Below are 21310 nucleotides of genomic sequence, written 5' to 3' on the forward strand. Positions count from 1 at the left end.
ACGAGCCGATCGTGGGCCTGCCTAGAGTGCGTTGAGCGCCTCTCCCGGTTACGGGGCGAGCGAGCGCGGCCTGCGAGCCATTGGCCCGCGTGCTCGCGAACGCCGAGACGCTATGCATTCTGGTCGGGGTGGGGGAGGGCGAGGGAACAGGGGGGTGAGAGCGGGCCGACTGCGCTATCGTCGCCGACAGTCCGCCTGGAGAGACCTGCATGTCCGACCGCACTCATCGCCTTCGCCGTGCACCGAGTGCGATCCTGTTGGCCTTGGGGCTGGCAGGCCTGTCGCCGCTGGCCGCCGCCGCGCAAGACTCCACCGACGCTGCCACGGCCGCCGAACCGCCGGCCTGGGCCGTGCACGGCGGCGTGAGCGCGCTCAGCGACTACATCTGGCGCGGCGTGTCCCAGACCCAGGAAGACCCGGCGTTGCAGGCCGAGATCGAGCTTGAACACGAGAGCGGTTTCTATGTCGGGCTGTGGGGATCGAGCATCGATTTCACCGCCGCCGGCGAAGAGGACGACGGCATCGACTACGAACTCGACGGCTACCTCGGCTGGGCCGGCGAACTGCGGCCCGGCCTGGAACTGGACGTGGCCCTGACACGGGCGGCCTATCCGGGCGCGCGTTCGGGCTACGACTACGATTACACCGAACTCGAAGGCACGCTCAACTTCGCCGTGCACTACCATGTCGGCCTGGCCTACTCGCCGGACATCTTCGGCCTCGGCGGCAAGGGCTACTACTGGAACGCGGGCGGCGAATGGCCGCTCGGCGAGAGCGGCTTCGGGTTGAAGGCGCAGGTCGGCCACTACGACTTGGAAGACGCCGCTGGCGACAGTTACAACGATTACCTGTTGGCGCTGACGCGGGAGTTCGGGCCGGTGCGGGCGGAGTTGCAGTACACCGATACCTCGAGTTATGGGGCTGAGTTGTCGGAGGCGCTTGACGATGGGAAGTTGGCGGATGGGCGGGTGAGTTTGGTGGTGGGGTGGGAGTTTTAGGAGGGTGATCGCGCGTCGATGATGCCAAGGGGTAGGAGCGGCGCAAGCCGCGACCGCGGCAATCATGGCCTGCGTCGCCGCATGAAAGAGGTCGCGGCTTGCGCCGCTCCTACCCGAAAGCAGGCTTGCTGTTGCTGTGCGTCGCTTCGCACTCGCGAAGGCAATAGAAGACCCGGAGGGCGGCGCGCAGGGATGCGCGCCGTTTTTCATCGGGACAGGGATGTCCCGTATGAAAAAGCCCTGTGTTGGCATCGAACGCGCGGGCCTGTGATTCAAAAAGAAGCATTTTTCTTTGGTTACCTTTGACCGAAGGGAATCCAGACGGACTTTTGTTGCTTTAGACAAAAGAAAGTAACCCGCCGCTTTAGTGGCGGAAGCTTTTAGCGTTTGATCTTGATCTTGCTTGATCGCTTCGAAGCGAGACTGCAACAACGATGTCGCGGCTCGCGCCGCTCCTACCCTGAACGCAAATGCGAACTCACCCGAACAACCCTCGCTCGCACACCCCGACCACCACCTCCCGCAACCATTGATTGGCCGGATCGAACTCGCTGTTCGCATGCCAATACAGATGCAACTGCGCCGCAGGCAGCGCGAACGGCACCGCGGCGCGTTGCAACTGCGCGCTGGCTGCGATGCGTCCGGCCAGGCCGGCCGGCATGGTCAGCAGATGGTCGGACTCGGCCACGACCTGGCAGGCGGAGTGGTAGTTCTGGCAACGCAGGGCGATCTGCCGCTGCAGGCCGAGGTTGAGCAGGGCGATGTCCTCGATTACCTGGCCGCTGGCGCGGGTCGACACCGCGACATGGCGCGCCTGCAGGTATTGCTTGAGGCTCAGGCGTTTCGCCAGGGCATGGCCGCGACGCATCACCACGCAGAAGCCGTCCTGGAATAAAGGCCGGTGCCGCACGGGTTCGCTGATCGGCAGGGCGACGTCGATCGCCAGGTCGACCTGGCCGCCGGCCAGTTCGCGGCCGAGTTCGCGCCGCGTTACCGCCACGCTGGCCAGGGTCGCGCCCGGGGCTTGCGTATCCAGGGCCTGCGCGAGCGCAGGCAGCAGGGCGCTTTCGGTCGCGTCGGGCATGCCGATGCGGAACGACTGCCGAGTCCGCGCCGGGTCGAAACGGTCCCACTGCTGCAACAGCTCGCGCAGGCGGCCGAGGGCGTCGAGCAGGCTCGGGGCCAGGCGCTGGCAGGCCGGGGTCGGGCTCATACGGCGGCCGTCGCGGACGAACAGCGGGTCGCCGAATTGCAGGCGCAGGCGGGCGACGGCATGGCTGACCGCCGACGGGGTCAGGAACAAGGCCTGGGCGGCGCGGCTGAGGTTCTGCTCGCGGTAGACCGCCTCGAATACTTTAAGCAGGTTGAGGTCGAGCTGGTCGGTCCTGTTATGAATATGGCTCATCATGCGAAGTTAGCAAATATCACTTCATTCAGCCCGGTCGGCCGCCTAGGATGGCCTGGACCGGGCCGTCGCCCGTGCCAGGAATCCGTGATGGACTTCGCTCCGAGCGCCCGCACCGTCGAGCACTTGCAACGCCTGCGCGGCTTCATCGCCGACCACATCGAACCGTTCGACGCGCAATACCGGCGCGAGAACGCCGAATTCAACGCCGGTGCCGACTGGCGCCAATGGCGGGTGCATCCGCGCATCGCCGAGTTGAAGGCGCTGGCGCGCGAGGCCGGGTTGTGGAACTTGTTCCTGCCCGATGCCGAACTCGGCGGCGGCCTGTCGGTGCTCGAGTACGCGCCGCTCGCCGAGGCGATGGGCCATTACGAGTTCGCCGCCGAAGTCTTCAACTGCAATGCGCCCGACACCGGCAACATGGAGGTGCTGTATCACTTCGGCACGCCGGCGCAGAAAGCGCGTTGGTTGACGCCGTTGCTGGCCGGCGAGATCCGTTCGGTGTTCTGCATGACCGAGCCCGACGTCGCCTCTTCGGACGCGACCAATATGCAGGCGACGATCCGCGTCGACGGCGATGAGCTGGTGCTCGACGGGCGCAAATGGTGGTCGACCGGCATCGGCCATCCGGCTGCGCGCCTGGCGATCTTCATGGGCCTGTCCAACCCCGAGGCCGAACCTCACGCGCGCCACAGCATGGTGCTGGTGCCGCTGGACGCACCCGGCGTGCGCATCGAACGCATGCTGCCGACCTTCGGCGAATACGACCCGCCGTACGGCCACGGCGAAGTCGTGTTCGAGAACGTGCGGGTGCCGAAGGACCAGCTGATCCTCGGCCTGGGGCAGGGCTTCGCGATCGCCCAGGGCCGGCTCGGCCCCGGACGCATCCACCACTGCATGCGTGCGATCGGCGCGGCCGAACGTGCTCTGGAGCTGATGATCCGCCGCGGCAGTGCGCGCCAGGCCTTCGGCCAGCCGATCCTGCGCCTGGGCGGCAACCTCGAACGCGTCGCCCAGGCCCGCATCGCCATCGACCAGGCGCGTCTGTTGACCTTGTATGCGGCCTGGAAGATCGAACGTTTCGGAGTGAAGGCGGCGATGACCGAAATCTCGGCGATCAAGGTGGTCGCGCCGAACCTGCTGCAGGACATCGTCGACCAGGCGATCCAGATCCATGGCGGCGCCGGCGTTTCTCATGACGTGCCGCTGACCGGTTTGTTCATGATCGCGCGCGCCCTGCGCATCGCCGACGGCCCCGATGAGGTGCACCGGGCGATGGTCGCGCGCATGGAGCTGGCCAAGTACGGCCTCGGCCGCAACTCCAAGGAAGCCGCATGACCACGCAACGAGTCTTCATCACCGGCGGCGCCTCCGGCCTCGGTCGCGCGCTCGCCGAAGGCTATGCGCGCGACGGTGCGCAGGTATGCATCGGCGACGTCAACGCCGCTCGCGGCGCGGAAACCCTGGCGGCCTTGCAGGCGCTCGGCGCGACCGCGCACTACCTGCATTGCGACGTGACCCGCGAAGGGGATTTGCATGGCGCCGCCGAATGGATGCTGGCGCAATGGGGCGGCGTCGACCTGGTGGTCAACAACGCCGGCGTGGCCGATATGGGGCCGGTCGAGGCGATGCCGATCGCCGACTGGCAATGGATGATCGACATCAACCTGCTAGGCGTGGTGCGCGGCTGCAAGGCGTTCGCGCCGATCCTGCGCCGGCAGGGCGGCGGCACGATACTCAACATCGCCTCGATGGCCGGGTTGATCCATCCGCCGTACGCGGCCGCCTACAACGCCACCAAGGCCGCGGTGGTGGCGCTGTCGGAGACGCTCAAGGCCGAACTCGAAGCCGACGGCATCCGTATCGCCGTCGCCTGTCCGGCGTTCTTCCGCACCAATCTCAGCGAAAGCCTGCGCAGCACCGACCCGCGCTATGCGCGCTGGATGCGCAAGCTGGTCGACGAGGCCAGCATCGGTGCCGACGAGATCGCCGCGATGATCCGCGACGGCGTCGCCCGTGGCGAGTTCCGCATCCTCACCCATGCCTCGGCAAAGCGCTTCTGGATGCTCAAGCGCCTGCTGCCCTACCGTTTCTACGAAGCGGCGATGCGCCGTGCCGGGCAGGGCGGCCGGGCGAAGAAGAAACCGATCGCGGTGGGCGGCAAGGCATGAGCGGGCAGCCCGCCGGCGTGGTCTCGTCCGACGGCAGCCGCGCAGTGCGGGCCGGCGAGGAGCTCGATGCCGCCGCCGTCGATGCCTGGCTCAAGCCGCGCCTGCCGCATCTGCGCGGCACGCCGGTGGTCAGCCAATACGCAGGCGGCGCATCGAACTGGACGTACCGCCTGCACTACGACAACGACGATCTGATCCTGCGTCGCCCGCCGGCCGGCAAGAAGGCCAAGTCCGCGCACGACATGGGCCGCGAGTTCCGCATCCAGCAGGCGTTGAAGCCGGTGTTCCCGTTCGTGCCGGCGATGTACGCCCATTGCGAGGACGAGGCGGTGATCGGTGCGGAGTTCTACGTGATGCAGCGCCTCGACGGCCTGATCCCGCGCAAGAATCTGCCGCGCGGCGTCGAGTTATCGCGCGATCAGGTCCGCAGCCTGTGCGTCAACGTGCTCGATACCTTGATCGCGTTGCATCGGGTCGACCACCGTGCGGCGGGCCTGGAACAGCTCGCCGCCGGCGCCGGCTACATCCAGCGCCAGATCGACGGCTGGAGCCGGCGTTACGGCGATGCACGCACCTGGAACGTACCGAGCGGCCGCGCCATCGTCGACTGGCTACGCGCCAACCTGCCGCAGGACGAGCGAATTTGTCTCACCCACAACGATTTCCGTTTCGACAACGTGGTGCTCGATGCGCAGGACCCGACCCGGGTGATCGGCGTGCTCGACTGGGAACTGGCCACGCTCGGCGACCCGCTGATGGACCTCGGCAATACCCTGGCTTACTGGGTCGAGGCCGGAGACGACTTCATCGCCCAGAGCACCCGCCGCCAACCGACTCATCTGCCCGGCATATTCAGCCGTCGCGAGGTGATGGAGTACTACAGCGAACGCACCGGTCTGCGCCCGCGCAGTTGGGCCTTCTACGAAGTCTATGGCTTGTTCCGCCTGTCGGCGATCGCGCAACAGATCTACTACCGCTATCACCACGGCCAGACCCGCAACCCGGCTTTCAAGCGCTTCTGGCTGTCGGTGAATTATCTGCATTGGCGTTGCCGCCGCGCGATCGCGCGCGACCGCCGCGGGCAGGGCGCCTGAGATGGCGGCGACGATTCATCTGATCCGCCACGGCCAGGCCGCGTTCGGTGCGGCCGACTACGACGAACTCAGCGCCCTGGGGCGCCAACAATCGTGCCTGCTCGGCGCCGCGCTCGCGCCGCTATGGCGCGACGGCGACCGCATCATCGTCGGCGGCATGCGCCGGCACCGGCAGACCGCGGAGGAATGCCTGACGGCGATGCGTTCCGCCTGCGCCCCCCAAGAGGGCTTGGCGCGCCTTTCAGACCCAGCGCAACCAAGCCCCTCTCCTGCTTGCGGGAGGGGAGTTGGGGTGAGGGCGCAAGAGGTTGCGTTCGAGCCGCGCTGGAACGAATTCGACCACCGCGAAATCGTCGCCCGCCATCGCCCCGAATACGTCGACCACGAACGTCTGGTCGCCGACCTGAGCGCCGCCGTCGATCCGCGCCGCGCCTTCCAGTCGCTGTTCGCTGCGGCCATGACGCGCTGGTCCAGCGGCGACTACGACCACGACTACAACGAAACCTGGCCGGCGTTCCGACAACGTTGCCGCGAAGCTCTGCAAGCGGCGGCGGAAGCCGCGGCGGATTCGAGCAACGTGTGGGTGTTCACCTCGGGTGGCCCGATCGCCGCGGTCGTGCAGGGCCTGCTCGATGCGCCCGACGCGCAGGCGCTGCGCCTGAGCTGGAGTCTGGTCAACGCCAGCGTAACTCAGTTGCATGTCGCCCGCAGCGGCCTGCGCCTGTCCACCTTCAACGGTCACGCGCATCTGCAGGCGCGCGAAGACCTTGTCACCTATCGCTGAACTGACCGCTTCCGGAGCCGGCCGCATGCGCAAACACATCCTCATCACCGGCGCGAGTTCCGGGCTCGGCCGCGGCATGGCGCGCGAGTTCGCCCGTGCCGGCAGCGACCTGGCCCTGTGTGCGCGACGCCTCGATCGCCTGGAAGCGCTCAAGACCGAACTGGAGGCCGCGCATCCCGGTATCCGCGTCGCCATCCGCAGTCTCGATGTGAACGATCACGAGCAGGTGTTCGCGGTGTTCCGTTCTCTGCGCGCCGAACTCGGCGCCATCGACCGCATCATCGTCAATGCCGGCATCGGCCAGGGCGCGCCTGTCGGCAAGGGCCAGTTCGCCCTTAATCGAAGCATCGTCGAGACCAATTTCCTCGCCGCGCTCGCGCAGTGCGAGGCGGCGATGGAGATCTTCCGCGAAGCCGGGCTCGGCCATTTGGTGCTGATTTCGTCGATGAGCGCGATGCGCGGCATGCGCGGCGGCCTCACTGCTTATGCAGCCAGCAAGGCCGGCGTCGCCTCGCTCGCCGAAGGCATCCGCACCGACATGCTGCGCAAGCCTTCGATCAAGGTCAGTACGATTTTCCCGGGCTATATCCGCACCGAAATGAACGACCAGGCGCCGGCCAAGCAGACCCCGTACATCATCGACGAGGCCACTGGCTGTCGTTTGCTGGTGCGCGCTATCGACAAGGAAGCGGCCAAGGCTTACGTGCCGTGGTGGCCGTGGGCCTTGCTTGGCTGGTTGATGAAGCGTTTGCCGCTGTCGTGGGTGGCCAAGCTCAACTAAGTGGGCTGCGCATCAGCTGGCGACGTTGGGCGGTACGCGTGCGTCGTGCAATGAGATTCCTCGCATGCGCAGAGGCCAGCGCCTCGTTCATGTTGTCGAACGGTCGCCGATTCAGCATCGCGGGTGCGCACGCCTAGGGTCAATCCCAGATTGACCCGGATGGGCTGCTGGCGACACTGGACCACGCCATCCCCCAACAAAGGAATTGTCATGTCCCTTTTCGGCGATCTAGCGAGCGGCATCGGTCAGGCACTCGGCGCAGGCATCGGTTCGCTCGGCGGCCCCTTGGGCACAATGATCGGCAGGGAGATAGGTGGCGTGATCGGCGATTTCGTCGCCGGCGCCGCGGACCAATTCCTCGGTTTGGCCAACGACGCCGCGCAGGATTCGGATCTGCCCGAAGCGGCCAAGTTCGTGCTGAACACGGCCTACGACATCGGCTTCAATTGAGCCGCGCGGCGATGGACCCGGAGCAGCGCCGTCGCGAATGGCTGGAACGGTTGCAGGCGATGCGCGAAATCGGTGCGATCGAGGCGTCCGACGAGAACGCCTTGATCCGCCAATACGACGAGCGTGCGCAACGCCTGCGCGACGAACTGGCGCGGATCGCCCCGGAGTATCTGCGCCGGGTCGACAGCGACGGCGAAGACGAGGCCAAGCGCTGGCTCGCCGAGACCGCCGAAGCCATGGGCAGGCGCGACGGCGAGGAAACCCGCCAGGCGCTGGCGGCGGCGACGCGTAATCACGCTTGATAAGCGCAGACCGGGCCAAGCCTGGGTAGACCAGGGTAGGAGCGGCGCAAGCCGCGACTGCGGCAATGCGCGGCGACGTATGTCCCTATAGCCGACGCGTGTGTCGCGCTCTATCTGCACCGCGGGTCAACCGCGGCCCAGAGATCACGGTCGCGGCTCAGCCCGCTCCTACAGGGTAACGGCGTCGCTACCCGGAGTTTTGCAGGAGCGGCGTGAGCCGCGACTGCGCCAGTGCGAGCTGCGGCGCCTGTGCCTGCAACCGACAGCACCCCTGATTGGCGCAGCGTGCATGGAGCATCAACCGCGGCCGCAGATCACGGTCGCGGCTCGCGCCGCTCCTACCCTTGAAGCCCTTGAAACTCCTACGGCGCTCAGGTCTTCGGCGCCGCCAGATCCTCCAGGATCGGGCAATCCGGCCGATGGTCGCCGTGGCAACGGTGCGCCAGTTCCTCCAGGGTGCGCTGCATGGTCTGCATCTCGCGGATCTTGCCGGCGAGCTCTTCGGCGTGGGCCAGGGCCAGGCGCTTGACCTCGACGCTTTCGCGCGAGCGGTTGTCCCATAGCCCCAGCAAGGTCTCGATCTGCTTGATCGCGAACCCCAGCGAACGCGAACGCTTGATGAAGCGCAGGCGGTGCACGTCGTTGTCGCTGTACAAGCGGTAGCCGGCGATGCTGCGCCCGGCCGGCGGGATCAGGTCGATGCTTTCGTAGTGGCGGATCATCTTCGCGCTGACCCCGCTGAGGGTGGCGGCTTCGCCGATGTTGTGCAGGCCGTCGGCCTTGGCCTGGGCGAGTTCGGGCGGTAATGCGGTACGGGGCATGGATGCGGTCCTCATCGGCCGTCGGCCGGGCGCCAGCGGCGCAGTAGCAGGGTGTTGCCGAGCACGCTGACGCTGGAGAAGGCCATCGCCGCGGCGGCGATGATCGGATCGAGCCAGCCGATCGCCGCCAGGGCGATACCGACCACGTTGTAGCCGAATGCCCAGAACAGATTCTGACGGATCTTGCGGGTGGTGCGGCGCGAAATATCGATCGCATCGGCGACCAGGCCCGGTTGCGGACGCATCAGGGTGATGCCGGCGGCCTGCATCGCCACGTCGGTGCCGCTGCCCATGGCGATGCCGACGTCGGCCGCGGCCAGCGCCGGCGCATCGTTGACGCCGTCGCCGACCATCGCCACCGTGCCGCGCCGCGCCAGTTCGGCGACCACCGCGGCTTTCTGCTCCGGCAGCACGTCGGCGCGCACTTCGTCGATGCCAAGCGCATCGGCGATGCTGCGCGCGGCGCCGGCATGGTCGCCGGAGATCATTACAGTGCGCAGGCCCAGCGCATGCAGACGCGCGATCGCGGCCTTGGCATCCGGGCGCGGTGCATCGCGAAAGCCGAGCAAGGCGAGCAAGCGCACTTCGGCGGCGCCGCCGGATGCTTCGGCTTCGGCTTCGGCTTCGGCCTCGGCCGCCAGCCACGACACGCTGTGTCCGCTCGCGCTCAGGCGTTCGGCTTGTGCGCGCCACGGCGACAGCTCGGCGCCCAGCTCTTCGAGCATGCGGGTGCTGCCGAGCAGCAATGAATGGCCGTCGACCCGGCCGCGCAGCCCGCGGCCGGGCACGGCGACGACCGCCGAGGCCGAGGGCAGGGTCAGTCCGGCGGCGGCCTCGCTCACCGCTTTGGCCAGCGGATGTTCGCTGCCCGATTGCAGCGCCGCGGCTTGCGCCAGCACCGCGTCGCGGTCGCCGTCGATGGCGATCAGTTCGGCCAGCACGGGCTCGCCGACGGTGAGGGTGCCGGTCTTGTCGAAGGCGACGGTGTCGATGCGGTGCGCACGTTCCAACGCCTCGGCATCCTTGATCAACAGGCCGGCGCGAGCGGCGGCGCCGGTGCCGGCCATGATCGCGGTCGGCGTGGCCAGGCCGAGCGCGCAAGGGCAGGCGATCACCAGCACCGCGACCGCGTTGAGGATGGCCTGGTTCCAATCGCCGGTGGACAGGCCCCAACCGAGCAGGGTGGCCAGCGCCAGCACGATCACCACCGGCACGAACACCGCGCTGACCTGATCGACCAAGCGCTGGATCGGCGCTTTCTTCGCCTGTGCGTCCTCGACCAGGCGGATGATCCGCGCCAGGGCGCTCTCGGCGCCGACCGCGAGCGTTTCGACCACGATGCGGCCTTCGCCGTTGACCGCGCCACCGGTGACGCGTTCGCCTTCGTTGCGCGCCACCGGCAGCGACTCGCCGGTGATCAGCGATTCGTCGACATGGCTGCGGCCCTCGACGATGCGGCCGTCGGCGGCGATGCGCTCGCCCGGCCGCACCACGACCCGGTCGCCGACCCGCAATTGCGCGATCGGTAATTCGGTCTCGACGCCGGAGCGCAACACCCGCGCACTGAGCGGACGCAGTGCCTGCAGCGCGCGGATCGCCGCGGTGGTCTGGCGCTTGGCGCGCGCCTCCAGCCATTTGCCGAGCAGGATCAAGGTGACGATGACCGCCGAGGTTTCGAAGTACAGCGCGCTCGTATCGCCGCGCAGCAGGTGATACAGGCTCAGGCCATAACCGGCGCTGGTGCCTAGCGCGACCAGCAGGTCCATGTTGCCGCTGCGCGCACGCAGGGCATGCCAGCCGGCGCGATAGAAGCGCGCACCGAGCCAGAACTGCACCGGCGTGGCGAGCGCGAACTGCAGCCAGCCCGGCAGCATCCAATGCTGGCCGAACAACAGGCCGAGCATCGGTGCGACCAAGGGCAGCGACAGCGCCGCGGCGATCAGCAGGTGACGGGTCTCGCGCGACATCGGCGCCGCCGGCGCGGTGGCGGTTTCGGCGCGGCTGGCGGCCTGCGGTGTCCCGCCGTCGCCATGGTCGTCATCGGACGATGCCGCGACGGGCAGGGCGGCGGCGTAGCCGGCGCGCTTGACGGCTTCGATCAACGCGGCCGGTTCGACACCGTCGAAGACCTTCACCGTCGCGCGTTCGGTCGCCAGATTGACCGAGGCCGCAACCACACCTGTCACCGCGCTCAACGCTTTCTCGATCCGCCCGACGCAGGAACCGCAATTCATGCCGCGCAGTTCCAGCACCATCTCGCGGGTGGCGATCGAGTACCCGGCCGCGACGACCGCGCGTTCGATCTCAGCGGGTGAGACGGCCGTGGCCGAGCCTAGCTCGGCGGTTTCGGTCGCCAGGTTGACGCTGGCGCGGTCGACCCCGGGTACCGCGAGCAGGGCCTTCTCGACCCGCGCCACGCAGGAGCCGCAGGTCATGCCGGCGATGCCGAAACGCAGGGAATGGCCGGCCGGTCTTGGCGCAGTCTCGGCGGTCGGATGTTGCGGGGTCGGGTGTGCAGCGGCATTCATGCGGGAGTCCTCTCGGAAGTCCTGTTCGGATGCCGGGCAGGTTGGGGCTTCCCATGATGGGAAGGTCAAGCTTCGGCCGGCGTGACGAGGGTCCGCTACCTGGTGAGCGCCCGCGACCGTGCTGAATCGTTCACCGGACAGGCGCCAACCCTCCGATTCCGGCCTCGTCGCGGTTTTGGGATGCCAGAATCGACCCCATCTAGGCTGGACAACCCGAGGCCGCGGCGACGCGGCGAACGCATGGTCCTCGACGACTTCCATCCCGCCATCGCCGCCTGGTTCCGCTCGGCGTTTTCGGCGCCGACCCAGGCCCAGGAACTCGCCTGGCCGGCGATCCGCGCCGGGCGCAACACCCTGGTGGCGGCGCCGACCGGTTCCGGCAAAACCTTGACCGCGTTCCTGGCGGCGATCGACGCGCTGGTGCGCGAAGGGCTCGAACAAGGCCTGCGCGACGAGACCGTGGTGGTCTATGTCTCGCCCCTGAAGGCCTTGTCCAACGACATCCACCTCAATCTCGAAGCGCCGCTGGCCGGGATCGGTGAGGCGCTGCGCGGCATGGGCCTGGACGACCCGGGCATCCGCACCGCGGTGCGCACCGGCGACACCCCGGCGAGCGAACGTCAGTCGATGCGGCGCAAGCCGCCGCACATCCTGGTGACGACGCCGGAGTCGCTGTACGTGTTGATGGGCTCGGAATCGGGCCGGGCCATGCTCTCGACCGTGCGTACGGTGATCGTCGACGAGATCCACGCCGTCGCCGACGACAAGCGCGGCAGCCATCTCAGCCTGACCCTCGAGCGCTTGCGCGAGTTGTGCGCACAGCCGCCGGTGCGGATCGGTTTGTCGGCAACGCAGAAGCCGATCGACGAAGTGGCGCGGTTCCTGGTCGGCGCCGATGCGGTCGACGCGGCCGGCCGCCCGGATTGCGCGATCGTCGACATCGGCTACGCCAAACAGCGCGACCTGGCCCTGGAATTGCCGGGCTCGCCGCTGTCGGCGGTGATGTCGCACGAGCAGTGGGACGAAGTCTACGAACGCCTGGCGGCTCTGGTCGGCGAACACCGCACTACCCTGGTGTTCGTCAATACCCGGCGCATGGCCGAACGCGCCGCGCGCCATCTCGCCGACCGCCTCGGTAAGGACGCGGTCGCCGCGCACCACGGCAGTCTGGCGCGCGAGCTGCGCCTGGACGCCGAGCAGCGGCTCAAGCGCGGCGAACTGCGGGTGCTGGTAGCGACCGCCTCGCTGGAACTGGGCATCGACATCGGCGACATCGACCTGGTCTGCCAACTCGGTTCGCCGCGTGCGATCGCCGCCTTCCTGCAACGCGTCGGCCGCGCCGGCCACCACGTCGGCGGGGTGCCGAAAGGGCGTTTGTTCCCGCAGTCGCGCGATGACCTGGTCGAATGCGCGGCCTTGCTCGACAGCGTGCGCCGCGGCGAGTTGGACGCCTTGCAGATTCCGTCGGCGCCGCTGGACGTATTGGCCCAGCAAATCGTCGCCGAGGTCGGCTCGCAGGAATGGGGCGAGGACGCGCTGTACGCCTGCCTGCGCCGCGCCTGGCCCTATGCCGGGCTGCAGCGCAAGGATTTCGATGCGGTCGTGCGCATGCTGGCCGACGGCTTCACCACCCGGCGCGGGCCGCGTTCGGCCTATATCCATCGCGACGCCGTGCACGGCCGCCTGCGCGCGCGACGCGGCAGCCGCATGACCGCGGTGATGTCGGGCGGCACCATTCCCGATACCGGCGACTACACGGTGCTGCTCGAACCCGAGGCCGTCACCATCGGCAACGTCAACGAGGACTTCGCCATCGAAAGCCTCGCCGGCGACGTGTTCCAGCTCGGCAACGTCAGCTATCGCATCCTGCGGGTCGAGCCGGGGCGGGTGCGGGTGGAGGAGGCGCAGGGCCAGCCGCCGAATATTCCGTTCTGGCTCGGCGAAGCGCCGGGCCGCAGCGACGAGCTGTCGGCGAGCGTGTCGCGGCTGCGCGAGGCGGTGGAGAACTTGCTGGCGGCATCGCCGCAAGCTGGCGAAGCCGCGCGTTCGCTCAGCGAGGCCTTTGGTTTCGATGCCGAGACCGCGATCCAAGTCGTCGACTACCTCGGCCGCACGCGCCAGGCGCTGGGCGTGGTGCCGAGTCAGGACCGACTGGTGTTCGAGCGCTTCTTCGACGAATCCGGCGGCACCCAACTGGTGATCCACTCGCCCTACGGCAGCCGCATCAACCGCGCCTGGGGCCTGGCCCTGCGCAAGCGTTTCTGCCGCAAGTTCAATTTCGAATTGCAGGCCGCGGCCACCGAGGACGCGATCGTGCTGTCGCTGTCGACCAGCCACAGCTTCCCGCTCGAAGACGTCGCCCGCTATCTGCACTCGGCTTCGGCCCTGGACGTGCTGACCCAGGCCTTGCTGGATGCGCCGCTGTTCGCGGTGCGCTGGCGCTGGAGCGCGACCACCGCGCTGGCCCTGCCGCGTTTCGTCGGCGGCCGCAAGGTCGCCCCGCAGTTGCAGCGGATGAAGAGTGAAGATTTGCTGGCGACGGTGTTCCCGGACCAGGTCGCCTGCGCCGAGAATCTGGTCGGCGAACGCGAGGTCCCGGACCATCCGCTGGTCGCGCAGACCTTGCACGACTGCCTGTACGAAGCGATGGACAGCGCCGGTTGGCTGCGCATGCTGCGCCGGCTGGAGCTGGGCGAGGTGCAGGTGATCGGGCGCGATGTCACCGCGCCGTCGCCGATCGCCGCCGAAGCCATCAACGCGCGCCCGTACGCTTTCCTCGACGACGCGCCGCTGGAGGAGCGCCGCACCCAGGCGGTGATGGCGCGGCGTTATGCCGAGGCCGACAGCGCCGGGGACCTCGGCCGGCTCGATCCCGAGGCGATCGAGGCGGTCCGCGGCGAGGCCTGGCCGGAAGTCCGCGACGCCGACGAAATGCACGAGGCGCTGATGGGGCTCGGCTTCGTCACCATCGCCGAAGCGGCGGCGAACGATTGGCCGCGGTGGCTGACCGCGCTGGCCGACAGCGGCCGCGCCACCGCCTTGCGCCTGTCGGCGAGCGATCCCGCGCCGGCGTGGTGGGTCGCGACCGAGAGCCTGCCGCAGGCGCGCGCACTGTTCGCCGACGCCCTGGCCGAGCCGGCGGTGGCGGTGCCCGAGGAATACCTGGCGACGGCGTGGAGCGGCGAGGAGGCTCTGGTCGAGCTGCTGCGCTCGCGCCTGACCGCGCTCGGCCCGACCACGGTCGCGGCCCTGGCTCGCGACAGCCGCCGCGATGCCGGCGAGATCGAACTGGCGCTGTTGCGCCTGGAGCAGGAAGGCTACGTCATGCGCGGCCGCTTCGGCCGCGACAGCCTGCTCGGCGGCGACGAGGAATGGTGCGAACGGCATCTGCTCGCGCGCATTCACCGCTACACCGTCGGCCGCCTGCGGCGCGAGATCGAGCCGGTCGAGCCGCGCGATTTCGCCCGCTTCCTGTTCGACTGGCAGCATTTGGCCGCTGCGACGCGGATGCACGGGCCGCAGGCCCTGCGCGCGGTGCTGGAACAGCTCGAAGGCTATGAAGCGCCGGCGTCGGTGTGGGAGAGCGAGCTGCTGCCGGCGCGTATCGCCGATTACGATTCGAGCTGGCTCGACGAACTGTGCAGTGCCGGCCGGGTGACCTGGGCGCGCCTGCGTCCGGATGCGAATGCAGGCATCGCCAATGGCGCAGCGGCCGCGCCCGTGCCGCAAGGCGTGCCGAGCGTGCGGCAGACGCCGATCGTGCTGCTGCCGCGGCGCGCGTTGGCCGATTGGCGCCTCGCCGCCGGCCGCAAGGCCGATCCGGCGCCGGTGTCCTCGCGCGCGCAACGCGTCCTCGCCGCGCTCGAAGCGCGCGGCGCGTCGTTCTTCGACGAACTCGAACGCGATGCGCATCTGCTGCGCACCGAACTGGAAGAAGCGCTCGGCGAACTGGTTACCCGCGGCCGCATTACCTGCGACAGCTACGCCGGCCTGCGCGCCTTGCTGGTACCGCCGTCCAAGCGTGTATCGACCCACGGTGCCCGCCGTCGCCGCGCCCTGCTGACCGACCTGCAGGACGCCGGTCGCTGGTCGCTGACCGGGCCGGCCGAAGGCGAGGGCGCGCCTGCCGACGCGGCGCGCAACGCCGAAGCCAACGAGCACATCGCCTGGCGGTTGCTCGAACGCTACGGGGTGGTGTTCTGGCGCCTGATCCAGCGCGAAGCCGCCTGGCTCCCGCCCTGGCGCGACCTGCTGCGGGTCTACCGGCGCCTGGAAGCGCGCGGCGAAATCCGCGGCGGCCGTTTCGTCAGCGGTATGTCCGGCGAGCAATTCGCTTTGCCCGATGCGGTCAACAGCCTGCGCCAGATCCGTCAGCGCGATCGCGACAGCGCGGTGGTCTGCGTGTCCGCGGCCGACCCGCTGAACCTCACCGGCAGCGTGCTCGCCGGGGTAAAAGTGCCGCGCATCCCCGGTGCGCGCATCGCCTTCCGCGACGGCGTGGCGGTGGCGAGTCTGTTGGCCGGTCAGGTCGAGGAACTGGTCGAGTTGCCTGCCGACATCCAGCGCGAGGTCCATCGCTTGCTGCTGCGCCGACCGGGCAGCGCCGCCGCAGCGGCCGAGGCCAGCATCGACGAGGTCATGCGCAATCTGGCGCTGCGTTGATCGCTAGCACGTCGCTGACGTCTATCGTGCTGCTACGCGAGTCGGTCATTGCCACGGTCGCGGCTTGCGCCGCTCCTACTCCTTGTTTCGCCGGCTCCGTTCTGGCTATGCGCAGCCTCGCACTCGCGAAGGCAGACGAAGACCCGGAGGGCGGCGCGCAGGGATGCGCGCCGTTTTTCATCGGGACAGGGATGTCCCGTATGTAGATCCCCGCGTGTGCGCCGCTCGTGCGGGCTTATGATTCAAAAAGAAGCAACTTCTTTGGTGACCTTTGACCGAAGGGAATCCAGACGGATTTTTGTTGCTTATGACAAAAGAAAGTTACCCGCCGCTTTAGTGGCGGAAGCTTCTATCGTTTGATCTTGGTCTTGCTGGAAGCTACTAGCTTCTAATGCTTAGGATCAAACGCAAGGAGCTTTCGCCCGCAAGCGGGCGAGTTACTTTCTTTTGTCATAAGCAACAAAAGAAAGGTAACCAAAGAAAAATGCTTTTCTTTGAATCAAGAGCCCGCGCGTGCGAAGCCGACGCAGGCATGCGCCACACGGGACATCCATGTCCCGGTGGCTCACGGCGCGCATCCTTGCGCGCCGCCCTCCGGGTGTCCATCGGTCTCGCGAGTTATAAACCGCGCAAAGCAACAGCCAAGCACAGCAACAGCCGCCGGCGGCCCGAGGGTAGGAGCGGCGCAAGCCGCGACCGCGGCAAGGATGGGCCCGCGTCGCCCCATAAGAGGTCGCGGCTCGCGCCGCTCCTACCCCGAGATGAAAGAGCGGCATCTACTGGATGGTCGGCGATCCCCAGCCCGTTCAGCGGACCAATCGATCCATTTCCCCATATCGATAGCCACGCCTGCGAACTCGGTCGCCATTTTTCGCTGAAGCGTTAAGCCTGCGCGTGTAATCGCCATGACGTTGATGAACGCATGGCGAACAAATCGTTGCGACCGTAACGTCGCCTTCGCGGTCTACGGTGGCACTGTAGGTTTTGAGATCGATCCGTCGAACGGCGAGCGTGTCGCGGAGTCATCGTGGCACCGGGTGATCGCCACCCCGTTCGATCCCGCCCGCGCATCTGATCGCTCGCCATGCGTCCGGGTTCTCGCTCTAGGAGTCGACCATGACCGTCTATGCGAACCGTTCTCACGAGACGGATATTTCGACGATCGACTCGTCGACCACGGAAGCCGCGGATTCGGCGCTGCCGCTGGCGGTGCTCGACCTCGATTCGGAACTGGCCTACTGGCGCAACCACTATCGCGGCCTGGTCGATCGACCGGGCTTGCGCTACAGCGACTACGAGCCGGCGGTGAAACTGGGCCTGGACGCCTACATGCGCAGTCGCGGCCGGACGCTGGAGGAAATGCAGGACGGCATCGGCGTGTGCTATCGCCGCACCCGCGGCGCCTCGCGCCTGGATTGGGACGAAGCCCGCACGGTGGTAGAGGCGGCCTGGGGCCGGCTCGAACAACGGAGTTCGCGCCCATGACTCTGCGCCATGCATTCGAACACGGCGCGAAGGCGGCTTCCCGTTTTACCGGGCATCCGCTGTGTTTCGGTCTCGCGGTCGGCGTGGTGCTGGTCTGGGTAGTCAGCGGCCCCTTGTTCGGTTTCAGCGACACCTGGCAGTTGGTCATCAATACCGGGACGACCATCATCACCTTCCTGATGGTGTTCCTGATCCAGAACTCGCAGAACCGCGACTCCGCCGCGGTGCAGATAAAGCTCGACGAGTTGATTCGCGCGACCGAGGCCGCCGAAAACGCCTTGCTCGACCTGGAGGAGCTCGACGAAGAAACGCTGGAGAAATTCCGCGAGCGTTACGAACAGCTCGCACGCGGCGCCCGCAAGCGCCGGCCCATCGGAGCCGATGGACAAACCCTTTCGCCTCAACAGGAGAACCAGGATGAAGAAGACCCAGCCGCACGCCCCGCAGGTTCGTGAGTTGCTGCTGCAAGCTCTGGAAACCGAACAGGGCGGCATCAAGATCTACGAGGCGGCGGTCGAATGCGCCGTCAACGAAGACCTGCACAAAGAGTGGCAGGGCTATCTGGACGAGACCCGCACCCACGAGAAGGTGTTGCTCAACGTCTTCAAAGAGCTGGGCCTGGACCCGAAGCAACGTAGCCCGGGGCGCGAGGTCGTCGGCCACATCGGCCAATCGCTGGAGAAAGCCATCCGGATGGCGCAAAAAGCCGGCGATCGCGAGGCCGCACAGTTGGTCGCGGCCGAATGCGTGGTGCTGGCCGAGACCAAGGACCACATGAATTGGGAGCTGATCGGGCACCTGGTCGAGCACGCGAAGGGCGATGGCCTCGAGGTGCTCAAGCAGGCTCATGAAGCGGTCGAGTCCGACGAAGATCATCACCTCTATCACACGACCGGCTGGACCCGCGAGTTGTGGATCGAGTCGCTCGGTTTGCCGGCGGTTCTGCCGCCGCCCGAGGAAATCAAGCAGGTCGAGACCGCGATCGGCGCAGCTCGGGCGGAACAGGCCCGCAGCCAGATGTTGTGATTGCAGGGGAGCGCGGCCCTGGGTTGTCGCGGCCGGTCACGGTTCGCTCACGCGAATGCAGCCGGTCGCGGCAACTCAGGAACGTTGCGACCCGTAGCGGCGCCACCGCGGAGCGACGCTCGCCGAGGTGCGAGCGCGAAATCGGGACAGACGGTCTGCGCAGGGGGTCGCCATTCACCTCGGTTCAACGCCCGCGGCGGCACAGTCGAGACCCGATGTTCCCGCCGGCGATCCAGGCCGGCCTTGCGAGGTAGCCATGGCGCGCCCGATCTGGACCGGAACCCTGTCGTTCGGATTGCTCAACATCCCGGTCAAACTGATGACCGGCGAGCGCCGCGTCGACCTGCATTTCCGCATGCTGGACAGCCGCAACAAAGCGCCGATCCGTTACGAGCGGGTCAATGAAGAGACCGGCGAAGAAGTGCCGTGGAAGGAAATCGTCAAGGCCTTCGAGTACGACAAGGGCAGTTACGTGGTGATCGAGGAGGCCGATATCGCCGCGGCCGCGCCGGACCACAAGGAAACCGTCGATATCGATACCTTCGTCGACGCCGCTTCGATCGGCGCCGAGTTCTACGAGAAGCCCTATGTGCTCGAACCCGGCAAGAAAGCCGAGAAAGGCTACGTCCTGCTGCGCGAGGTGCTCAAGCGCACCGGCATGGTCGGCGTGGGCCGGGTGGTGATCCGCACCCGCGAATACCTGGCGGCGGTGGTGCCGCAGGACGACGCCCTGATGCTGATGATCCTGCGCTACGCCCAGGAATTGGTCGACCCCAGCGATTACAAGCTGCCCGAGGGCGGCATGGCGAAGTGGAAGATATCCGCGCGCGAGGTCGAGATGGCCGAGCAGTTGATCAAGTCGATGAGCGGCGAATGGAAGCCGGACAGCTACAAGGACGACTTCCGCCAACGCCTGCACAAGGTCATCGAGCAGCGGGTTAAGTCGAAGAAGGTCGTGCGCGGCAAGCCCAGCGACGAAACCAAGCTGCCGGAAAACGCCGCGACCAACGTCATCGACTTCGCCGAACTGCTCAAGCGCAGCCTGGAGAAGAAGGGCGGGCAGGGTGCGGGCAAGCGCGCGGCCAAGAAAGCCCCGGCCAAGAAGACCGCGAAGGCGGCCAAGAAGCGCACGCGCAAGTCGGCGTGACGGCGCGGCTGTGAGGATTGCGCCGTGACTCTGCGCGATTACGTGCGCAAACGCCGCTTCGACGCCACGCCGGAGCCGGATGCCGACCGCGGCCGCGCAGGTCGAGGGCGGCGCAAGGCGCCGATCTTCGTCGTCCAGTTGCACCATGCGCGGGCCCGCCACTACGACTTCCGCCTGGAAGCCGATGGCGTGCTGAAGAGCTGGGCGGTGCCGAAGGGGCCGTCGTTGCGTGCCGGCGAGCGCCGTCTCGCGGTCGAGGTCGAAGACCACCCGCTGTCCTATGCGGATTTCGAGGGAGACATTCCCGAAGGCCAGTACGGTGCCGGCCATGTCGACATCTTCGATCATGGCACCTGGCGCACCGACGACGACGCACTCGACCAGATCGCCGCCGGCAAGCTCGATTTCGAACTCGACGGCGAGCGCCTGCACGGCCGTTTCACCCTGGTGCGGACCCGGCCCGTCGGCAAACAGCAGCAGTGGCTGCTGATCAAGCGCAGCGACGAGCATGCGCGCGACAGCGACGCCGACCGCATGCTCGACGAGCCCGCCGCGATCGCCCAACCCGCGGCGCCGCTGCCGAAACAGGTCGCCGGAAAGTCGCGAGCGGCGAGCGCCAAGGCACGCGGGGCTGGGTCACGCGGGTCCGGGGTGCGTAGTTCCGGAGTCTGGCGCAACGTCGCGGCGAAGATCGCCGGTGCCGTCGCGGCGCCGATGCCGAAAGACGTCGAATTGCAGCTGGCTACCTTGCGCGAGCGCCCGCCGAGCGGCAGCGAGTGGCAGTTCGAAGTCAAGTGGGACGGCTATCGCATGCTCGCCTACGTCCAGCGTGGCGTACGCCTGCAATCGCGCAACAAGGTCGATTGGAGCGAGCGCTTCGCGCACCTGGCCGAGGCCATCGCTGGCCTGTCGGTGCGCAGCGCGATCCTCGACGGCGAGTTGATCGCCTCCGACCGCAGCGGCCGCAGCGATTTCGGCGAGTTGCAGCGCTTGCTCGAATCCGGGCAGTTGGATTCGCTGCGCTATGTGATCTTCGACCTGCTGTATCTGGACGGCATCGACCTGCGCGGCGCGGCGCAGGAGCAGCGCCGAGGCTTGCTGCGCGAGGTGTTGGCGGCCTCGACCTCGGACGCGCTGGCCTTCAGCGAACATGTCGAAGGCGATGCCGGGCAGGTGCTGGCGGCGAGCGTTAAGGCCGGCCTGGAAGGCATCATCTGCAAGCGCGCCGATGCGCCTTACCACGGTGGCCGCAGCCAGGCCTGGATCAAGCTCAAGCACGTCGCCGACGAGGAATTCATCGTCGTCGGGCATACGCCGCCGAAGCGCGGCCGCCAGGGGTTCGGCTCCCTGCTGTTGGCCCGGCCCGGCGCCGACGGTCTGGCGTATGTCGGCCGTGTCGGCAGCGGTTTCAGCGATGCGGCGCTGCGCAGCCTGAGCAAGCGCCTGCAGGCGCTGCACAGCGAACAGGCAGCGGTGGAACTGCCCGGGCACGTGCCGTTTCCGCGACGTTCGGTGCGCTGGGTCGCGCCGGAACTGGTCGTCGACGTGCATTCGCGTGGACGCGGCAAGGAAGGCCTGATCCGCCAGGCCAGCTTCGTGCGGCTGCGCGAGGACAAACGGGCCGCCGACCTGAGCGCCGCCGTCGCGGCCGCGCAG

Annotated in this window: 17 protein-coding genes (1 of these 17 only partly in view); 14 read left to right on the forward strand and 3 right to left on the reverse strand. The window is 67.7% G+C overall.

Features of this window, described 5'->3' with window-relative positions; genetic code table 11:
• Positions 1-209: 209 nt before the first annotated feature.
• On the forward strand, positions 210-998 hold the full coding sequence (locus GLA29479_RS08240) for a TorF family putative porin (protein WP_082638405.1): 789 nt from the start codon (positions 210-212) through the stop codon (positions 996-998).
• 478 nt (positions 999-1476) lie between these two features.
• On the opposite strand, the gene GLA29479_RS08245 is transcribed toward GLA29479_RS08240, so the two are convergent.
• Positions 1477-2403, reverse strand: a complete 927-nt coding sequence (locus GLA29479_RS08245) for a LysR family transcriptional regulator (protein ID WP_057971304.1) — start codon at positions 2401-2403, stop codon at positions 1477-1479.
• Positions 2404-2493: 90 nt separating this feature from the next.
• On the opposite strand from GLA29479_RS08245, the gene GLA29479_RS08250 reads away from it, so the two are divergent.
• The 7 genes from GLA29479_RS08250 (at position 2494) to GLA29479_RS08280 (ending at position 7985) form a co-directional block, all read left to right on the forward strand.
• Positions 2494-3741, forward strand: coding sequence for an acyl-CoA dehydrogenase family protein (locus GLA29479_RS08250; RefSeq protein WP_057971305.1), 1248 nt, complete (start codon positions 2494-2496; stop codon positions 3739-3741).
• Positions 3738-4574 carry an SDR family oxidoreductase gene (locus GLA29479_RS08255; protein ID WP_057971306.1) on the forward strand — a complete coding sequence of 279 codons (837 nt, stop codon included), beginning with the start codon at positions 3738-3740 and terminating at the stop codon, positions 4572-4574. Before GLA29479_RS08250 ends, GLA29479_RS08255 begins: the two co-directional genes overlap by 4 nt.
• Positions 4571-5668: a phosphotransferase family protein gene (locus GLA29479_RS08260; RefSeq protein ID WP_057971307.1), complete on the forward strand. Its 1098-nt coding sequence runs from the start codon at positions 4571-4573 to the stop codon at positions 5666-5668. Before GLA29479_RS08255 ends, GLA29479_RS08260 begins: the two co-directional genes overlap by 4 nt.
• Position 5669: 1 nt before the next feature.
• Positions 5670-6452 carry a histidine phosphatase family protein gene (locus GLA29479_RS08265; RefSeq protein WP_057971308.1) on the forward strand — a complete coding sequence of 261 codons (783 nt, stop codon included), beginning with the start codon at positions 5670-5672 and terminating at the stop codon, positions 6450-6452.
• A 25-nt stretch (positions 6453-6477) separates the two neighbouring features.
• Positions 6478-7233: an SDR family oxidoreductase gene (locus tag GLA29479_RS08270; protein ID WP_057971309.1), complete on the forward strand. Its 756-nt coding sequence runs from the start codon at positions 6478-6480 to the stop codon at positions 7231-7233.
• Between the two features lie 210 nt (positions 7234-7443).
• The gene (locus GLA29479_RS08275) at positions 7444-7683 is read left to right on the forward strand and encodes a hypothetical protein (RefSeq protein ID WP_031373914.1); all 240 of its coding nucleotides are present in this window, start codon (positions 7444-7446) and stop codon (positions 7681-7683) included.
• Between the two features lie 11 nt (positions 7684-7694).
• The gene (locus tag GLA29479_RS08280; protein WP_031373913.1) at positions 7695-7985 is read left to right on the forward strand and encodes a hypothetical protein; all 291 of its coding nucleotides are present in this window, start codon (positions 7695-7697) and stop codon (positions 7983-7985) included.
• A 371-nt stretch (positions 7986-8356) separates the two neighbouring features.
• Here GLA29479_RS08280 and cueR read toward each other — a convergent pair whose 3' ends face one another.
• Together cueR and GLA29479_RS08290 are read right to left on the reverse strand one after the other, a co-directional pair.
• On the reverse strand, positions 8357-8806 hold the full coding sequence (gene cueR, locus GLA29479_RS08285; protein ID WP_057971310.1) for a Cu(I)-responsive transcriptional regulator: 450 nt from the start codon (positions 8804-8806) through the stop codon (positions 8357-8359).
• An 11-nt stretch (positions 8807-8817) separates the two neighbouring features.
• The gene (locus GLA29479_RS08290; protein WP_082638406.1) at positions 8818-11334 is read right to left on the reverse strand and encodes a heavy metal translocating P-type ATPase; all 2517 of its coding nucleotides are present in this window, start codon (positions 11332-11334) and stop codon (positions 8818-8820) included.
• A gap of 240 nt (positions 11335-11574) precedes the next feature.
• On the opposite strand from GLA29479_RS08290, the gene GLA29479_RS08295 reads away from it, so the two are divergent.
• The 6 genes from GLA29479_RS08295 to ligD all read left to right on the forward strand — a co-directional run.
• The gene (locus GLA29479_RS08295) at positions 11575-15996 is read left to right on the forward strand and encodes a DEAD/DEAH box helicase (protein ID WP_057971311.1); all 4422 of its coding nucleotides are present in this window, start codon (positions 11575-11577) and stop codon (positions 15994-15996) included.
• A 1116-nt stretch (positions 15997-17112) separates the two neighbouring features.
• Positions 17113-17481, forward strand: a complete 369-nt coding sequence (locus GLA29479_RS08305) for a hypothetical protein (protein ID WP_057918078.1) — start codon at positions 17113-17115, stop codon at positions 17479-17481.
• On the forward strand, positions 17478-17936 hold the full coding sequence (locus tag GLA29479_RS08310; RefSeq protein WP_057971313.1) for a low affinity iron permease family protein: 459 nt from the start codon (positions 17478-17480) through the stop codon (positions 17934-17936). Before GLA29479_RS08305 ends, GLA29479_RS08310 begins: the two co-directional genes overlap by 4 nt.
• Complete coding sequence (locus GLA29479_RS08315) at positions 17899-18507, forward strand: hypothetical protein (RefSeq protein ID WP_057971314.1); 609 nt, start codon at positions 17899-17901, stop codon at positions 18505-18507. The genes GLA29479_RS08310 and GLA29479_RS08315 overlap by 38 nt, the downstream gene beginning before the upstream one ends.
• Positions 18508-18763: 256 nt before the next feature.
• Positions 18764-19654, forward strand: coding sequence for a non-homologous end joining protein Ku (gene ku / locus GLA29479_RS08320; protein ID WP_057918075.1), 891 nt, complete (start codon positions 18764-18766; stop codon positions 19652-19654).
• Positions 19655-19696: 42 nt separating this feature from the next.
• On the forward strand, positions 19697-21310 hold the 5' portion of the coding sequence (gene ligD, locus GLA29479_RS08325) for a non-homologous end-joining DNA ligase (RefSeq protein ID WP_425599978.1). 24 nt of this gene lie beyond the right edge of the window; 1614 of the gene's 1638 nt are visible here — the first part of the coding sequence; its start codon is at positions 19697-19699; its stop codon lies beyond the right edge, outside the window.

It is taken from the genome of Lysobacter antibioticus, assembly GCF_001442535.1.
In the GTDB taxonomy this organism is placed as follows: Bacteria; Pseudomonadota; Gammaproteobacteria; order Xanthomonadales; family Xanthomonadaceae; genus Lysobacter; species Lysobacter antibioticus.

What these genes read in the sequence shown, in the direction of transcription:
- GLA29479_RS08315 (WP_057971314.1), top strand. Translation starts at nt 17,899, where the DNA reads ATGAAGAAGACCCAGCCGCACGCCCCGCAGGTTCGTGAGTTGCTGCTG.
- GLA29479_RS08240 (WP_082638405.1), top strand. Translation starts at nt 210, where the DNA reads ATGTCCGACCGCACTCATCGCCTTCGCCGTGCACCGAGTGCGATCCTG.
- ku (WP_057918075.1), top strand. Translation starts at nt 18,764, where the DNA reads ATGGCGCGCCCGATCTGGACCGGAACCCTGTCGTTCGGATTGCTCAAC.
- GLA29479_RS08260 (WP_057971307.1), top strand. Translation starts at nt 4,571, where the DNA reads ATGAGCGGGCAGCCCGCCGGCGTGGTCTCGTCCGACGGCAGCCGCGCA.
- GLA29479_RS08250 (WP_057971305.1), top strand. Translation starts at nt 2,494, where the DNA reads ATGGACTTCGCTCCGAGCGCCCGCACCGTCGAGCACTTGCAACGCCTG.
- GLA29479_RS08270 (WP_057971309.1), top strand. Translation starts at nt 6,478, where the DNA reads ATGCGCAAACACATCCTCATCACCGGCGCGAGTTCCGGGCTCGGCCGC.
- GLA29479_RS08310 (WP_057971313.1), top strand. Translation starts at nt 17,478, where the DNA reads ATGACTCTGCGCCATGCATTCGAACACGGCGCGAAGGCGGCTTCCCGT.
- GLA29479_RS08275 (WP_031373914.1), top strand. Translation starts at nt 7,444, where the DNA reads ATGTCCCTTTTCGGCGATCTAGCGAGCGGCATCGGTCAGGCACTCGGC.
- GLA29479_RS08245 (WP_057971304.1), bottom strand. Translation starts at nt 2,403, where the DNA reads ATGAGCCATATTCATAACAGGACCGACCAGCTCGACCTCAACCTGCTT.
- cueR (WP_057971310.1), bottom strand. Translation starts at nt 8,806, where the DNA reads ATGCCCCGTACCGCATTACCGCCCGAACTCGCCCAGGCCAAGGCCGAC.
- GLA29479_RS08265 (WP_057971308.1), top strand. Translation starts at nt 5,670, where the DNA reads ATGGCGGCGACGATTCATCTGATCCGCCACGGCCAGGCCGCGTTCGGT.
- GLA29479_RS08295 (WP_057971311.1), top strand. Translation starts at nt 11,575, where the DNA reads ATGGTCCTCGACGACTTCCATCCCGCCATCGCCGCCTGGTTCCGCTCG.
- GLA29479_RS08290 (WP_082638406.1), bottom strand. Translation starts at nt 11,334, where the DNA reads ATGAATGCCGCTGCACACCCGACCCCGCAACATCCGACCGCCGAGACT.
- GLA29479_RS08255 (WP_057971306.1), top strand. Translation starts at nt 3,738, where the DNA reads ATGACCACGCAACGAGTCTTCATCACCGGCGGCGCCTCCGGCCTCGGT.
- GLA29479_RS08305 (WP_057918078.1), top strand. Translation starts at nt 17,113, where the DNA reads ATGACCGTCTATGCGAACCGTTCTCACGAGACGGATATTTCGACGATC.
- GLA29479_RS08280 (WP_031373913.1), top strand. Translation starts at nt 7,695, where the DNA reads ATGGACCCGGAGCAGCGCCGTCGCGAATGGCTGGAACGGTTGCAGGCG.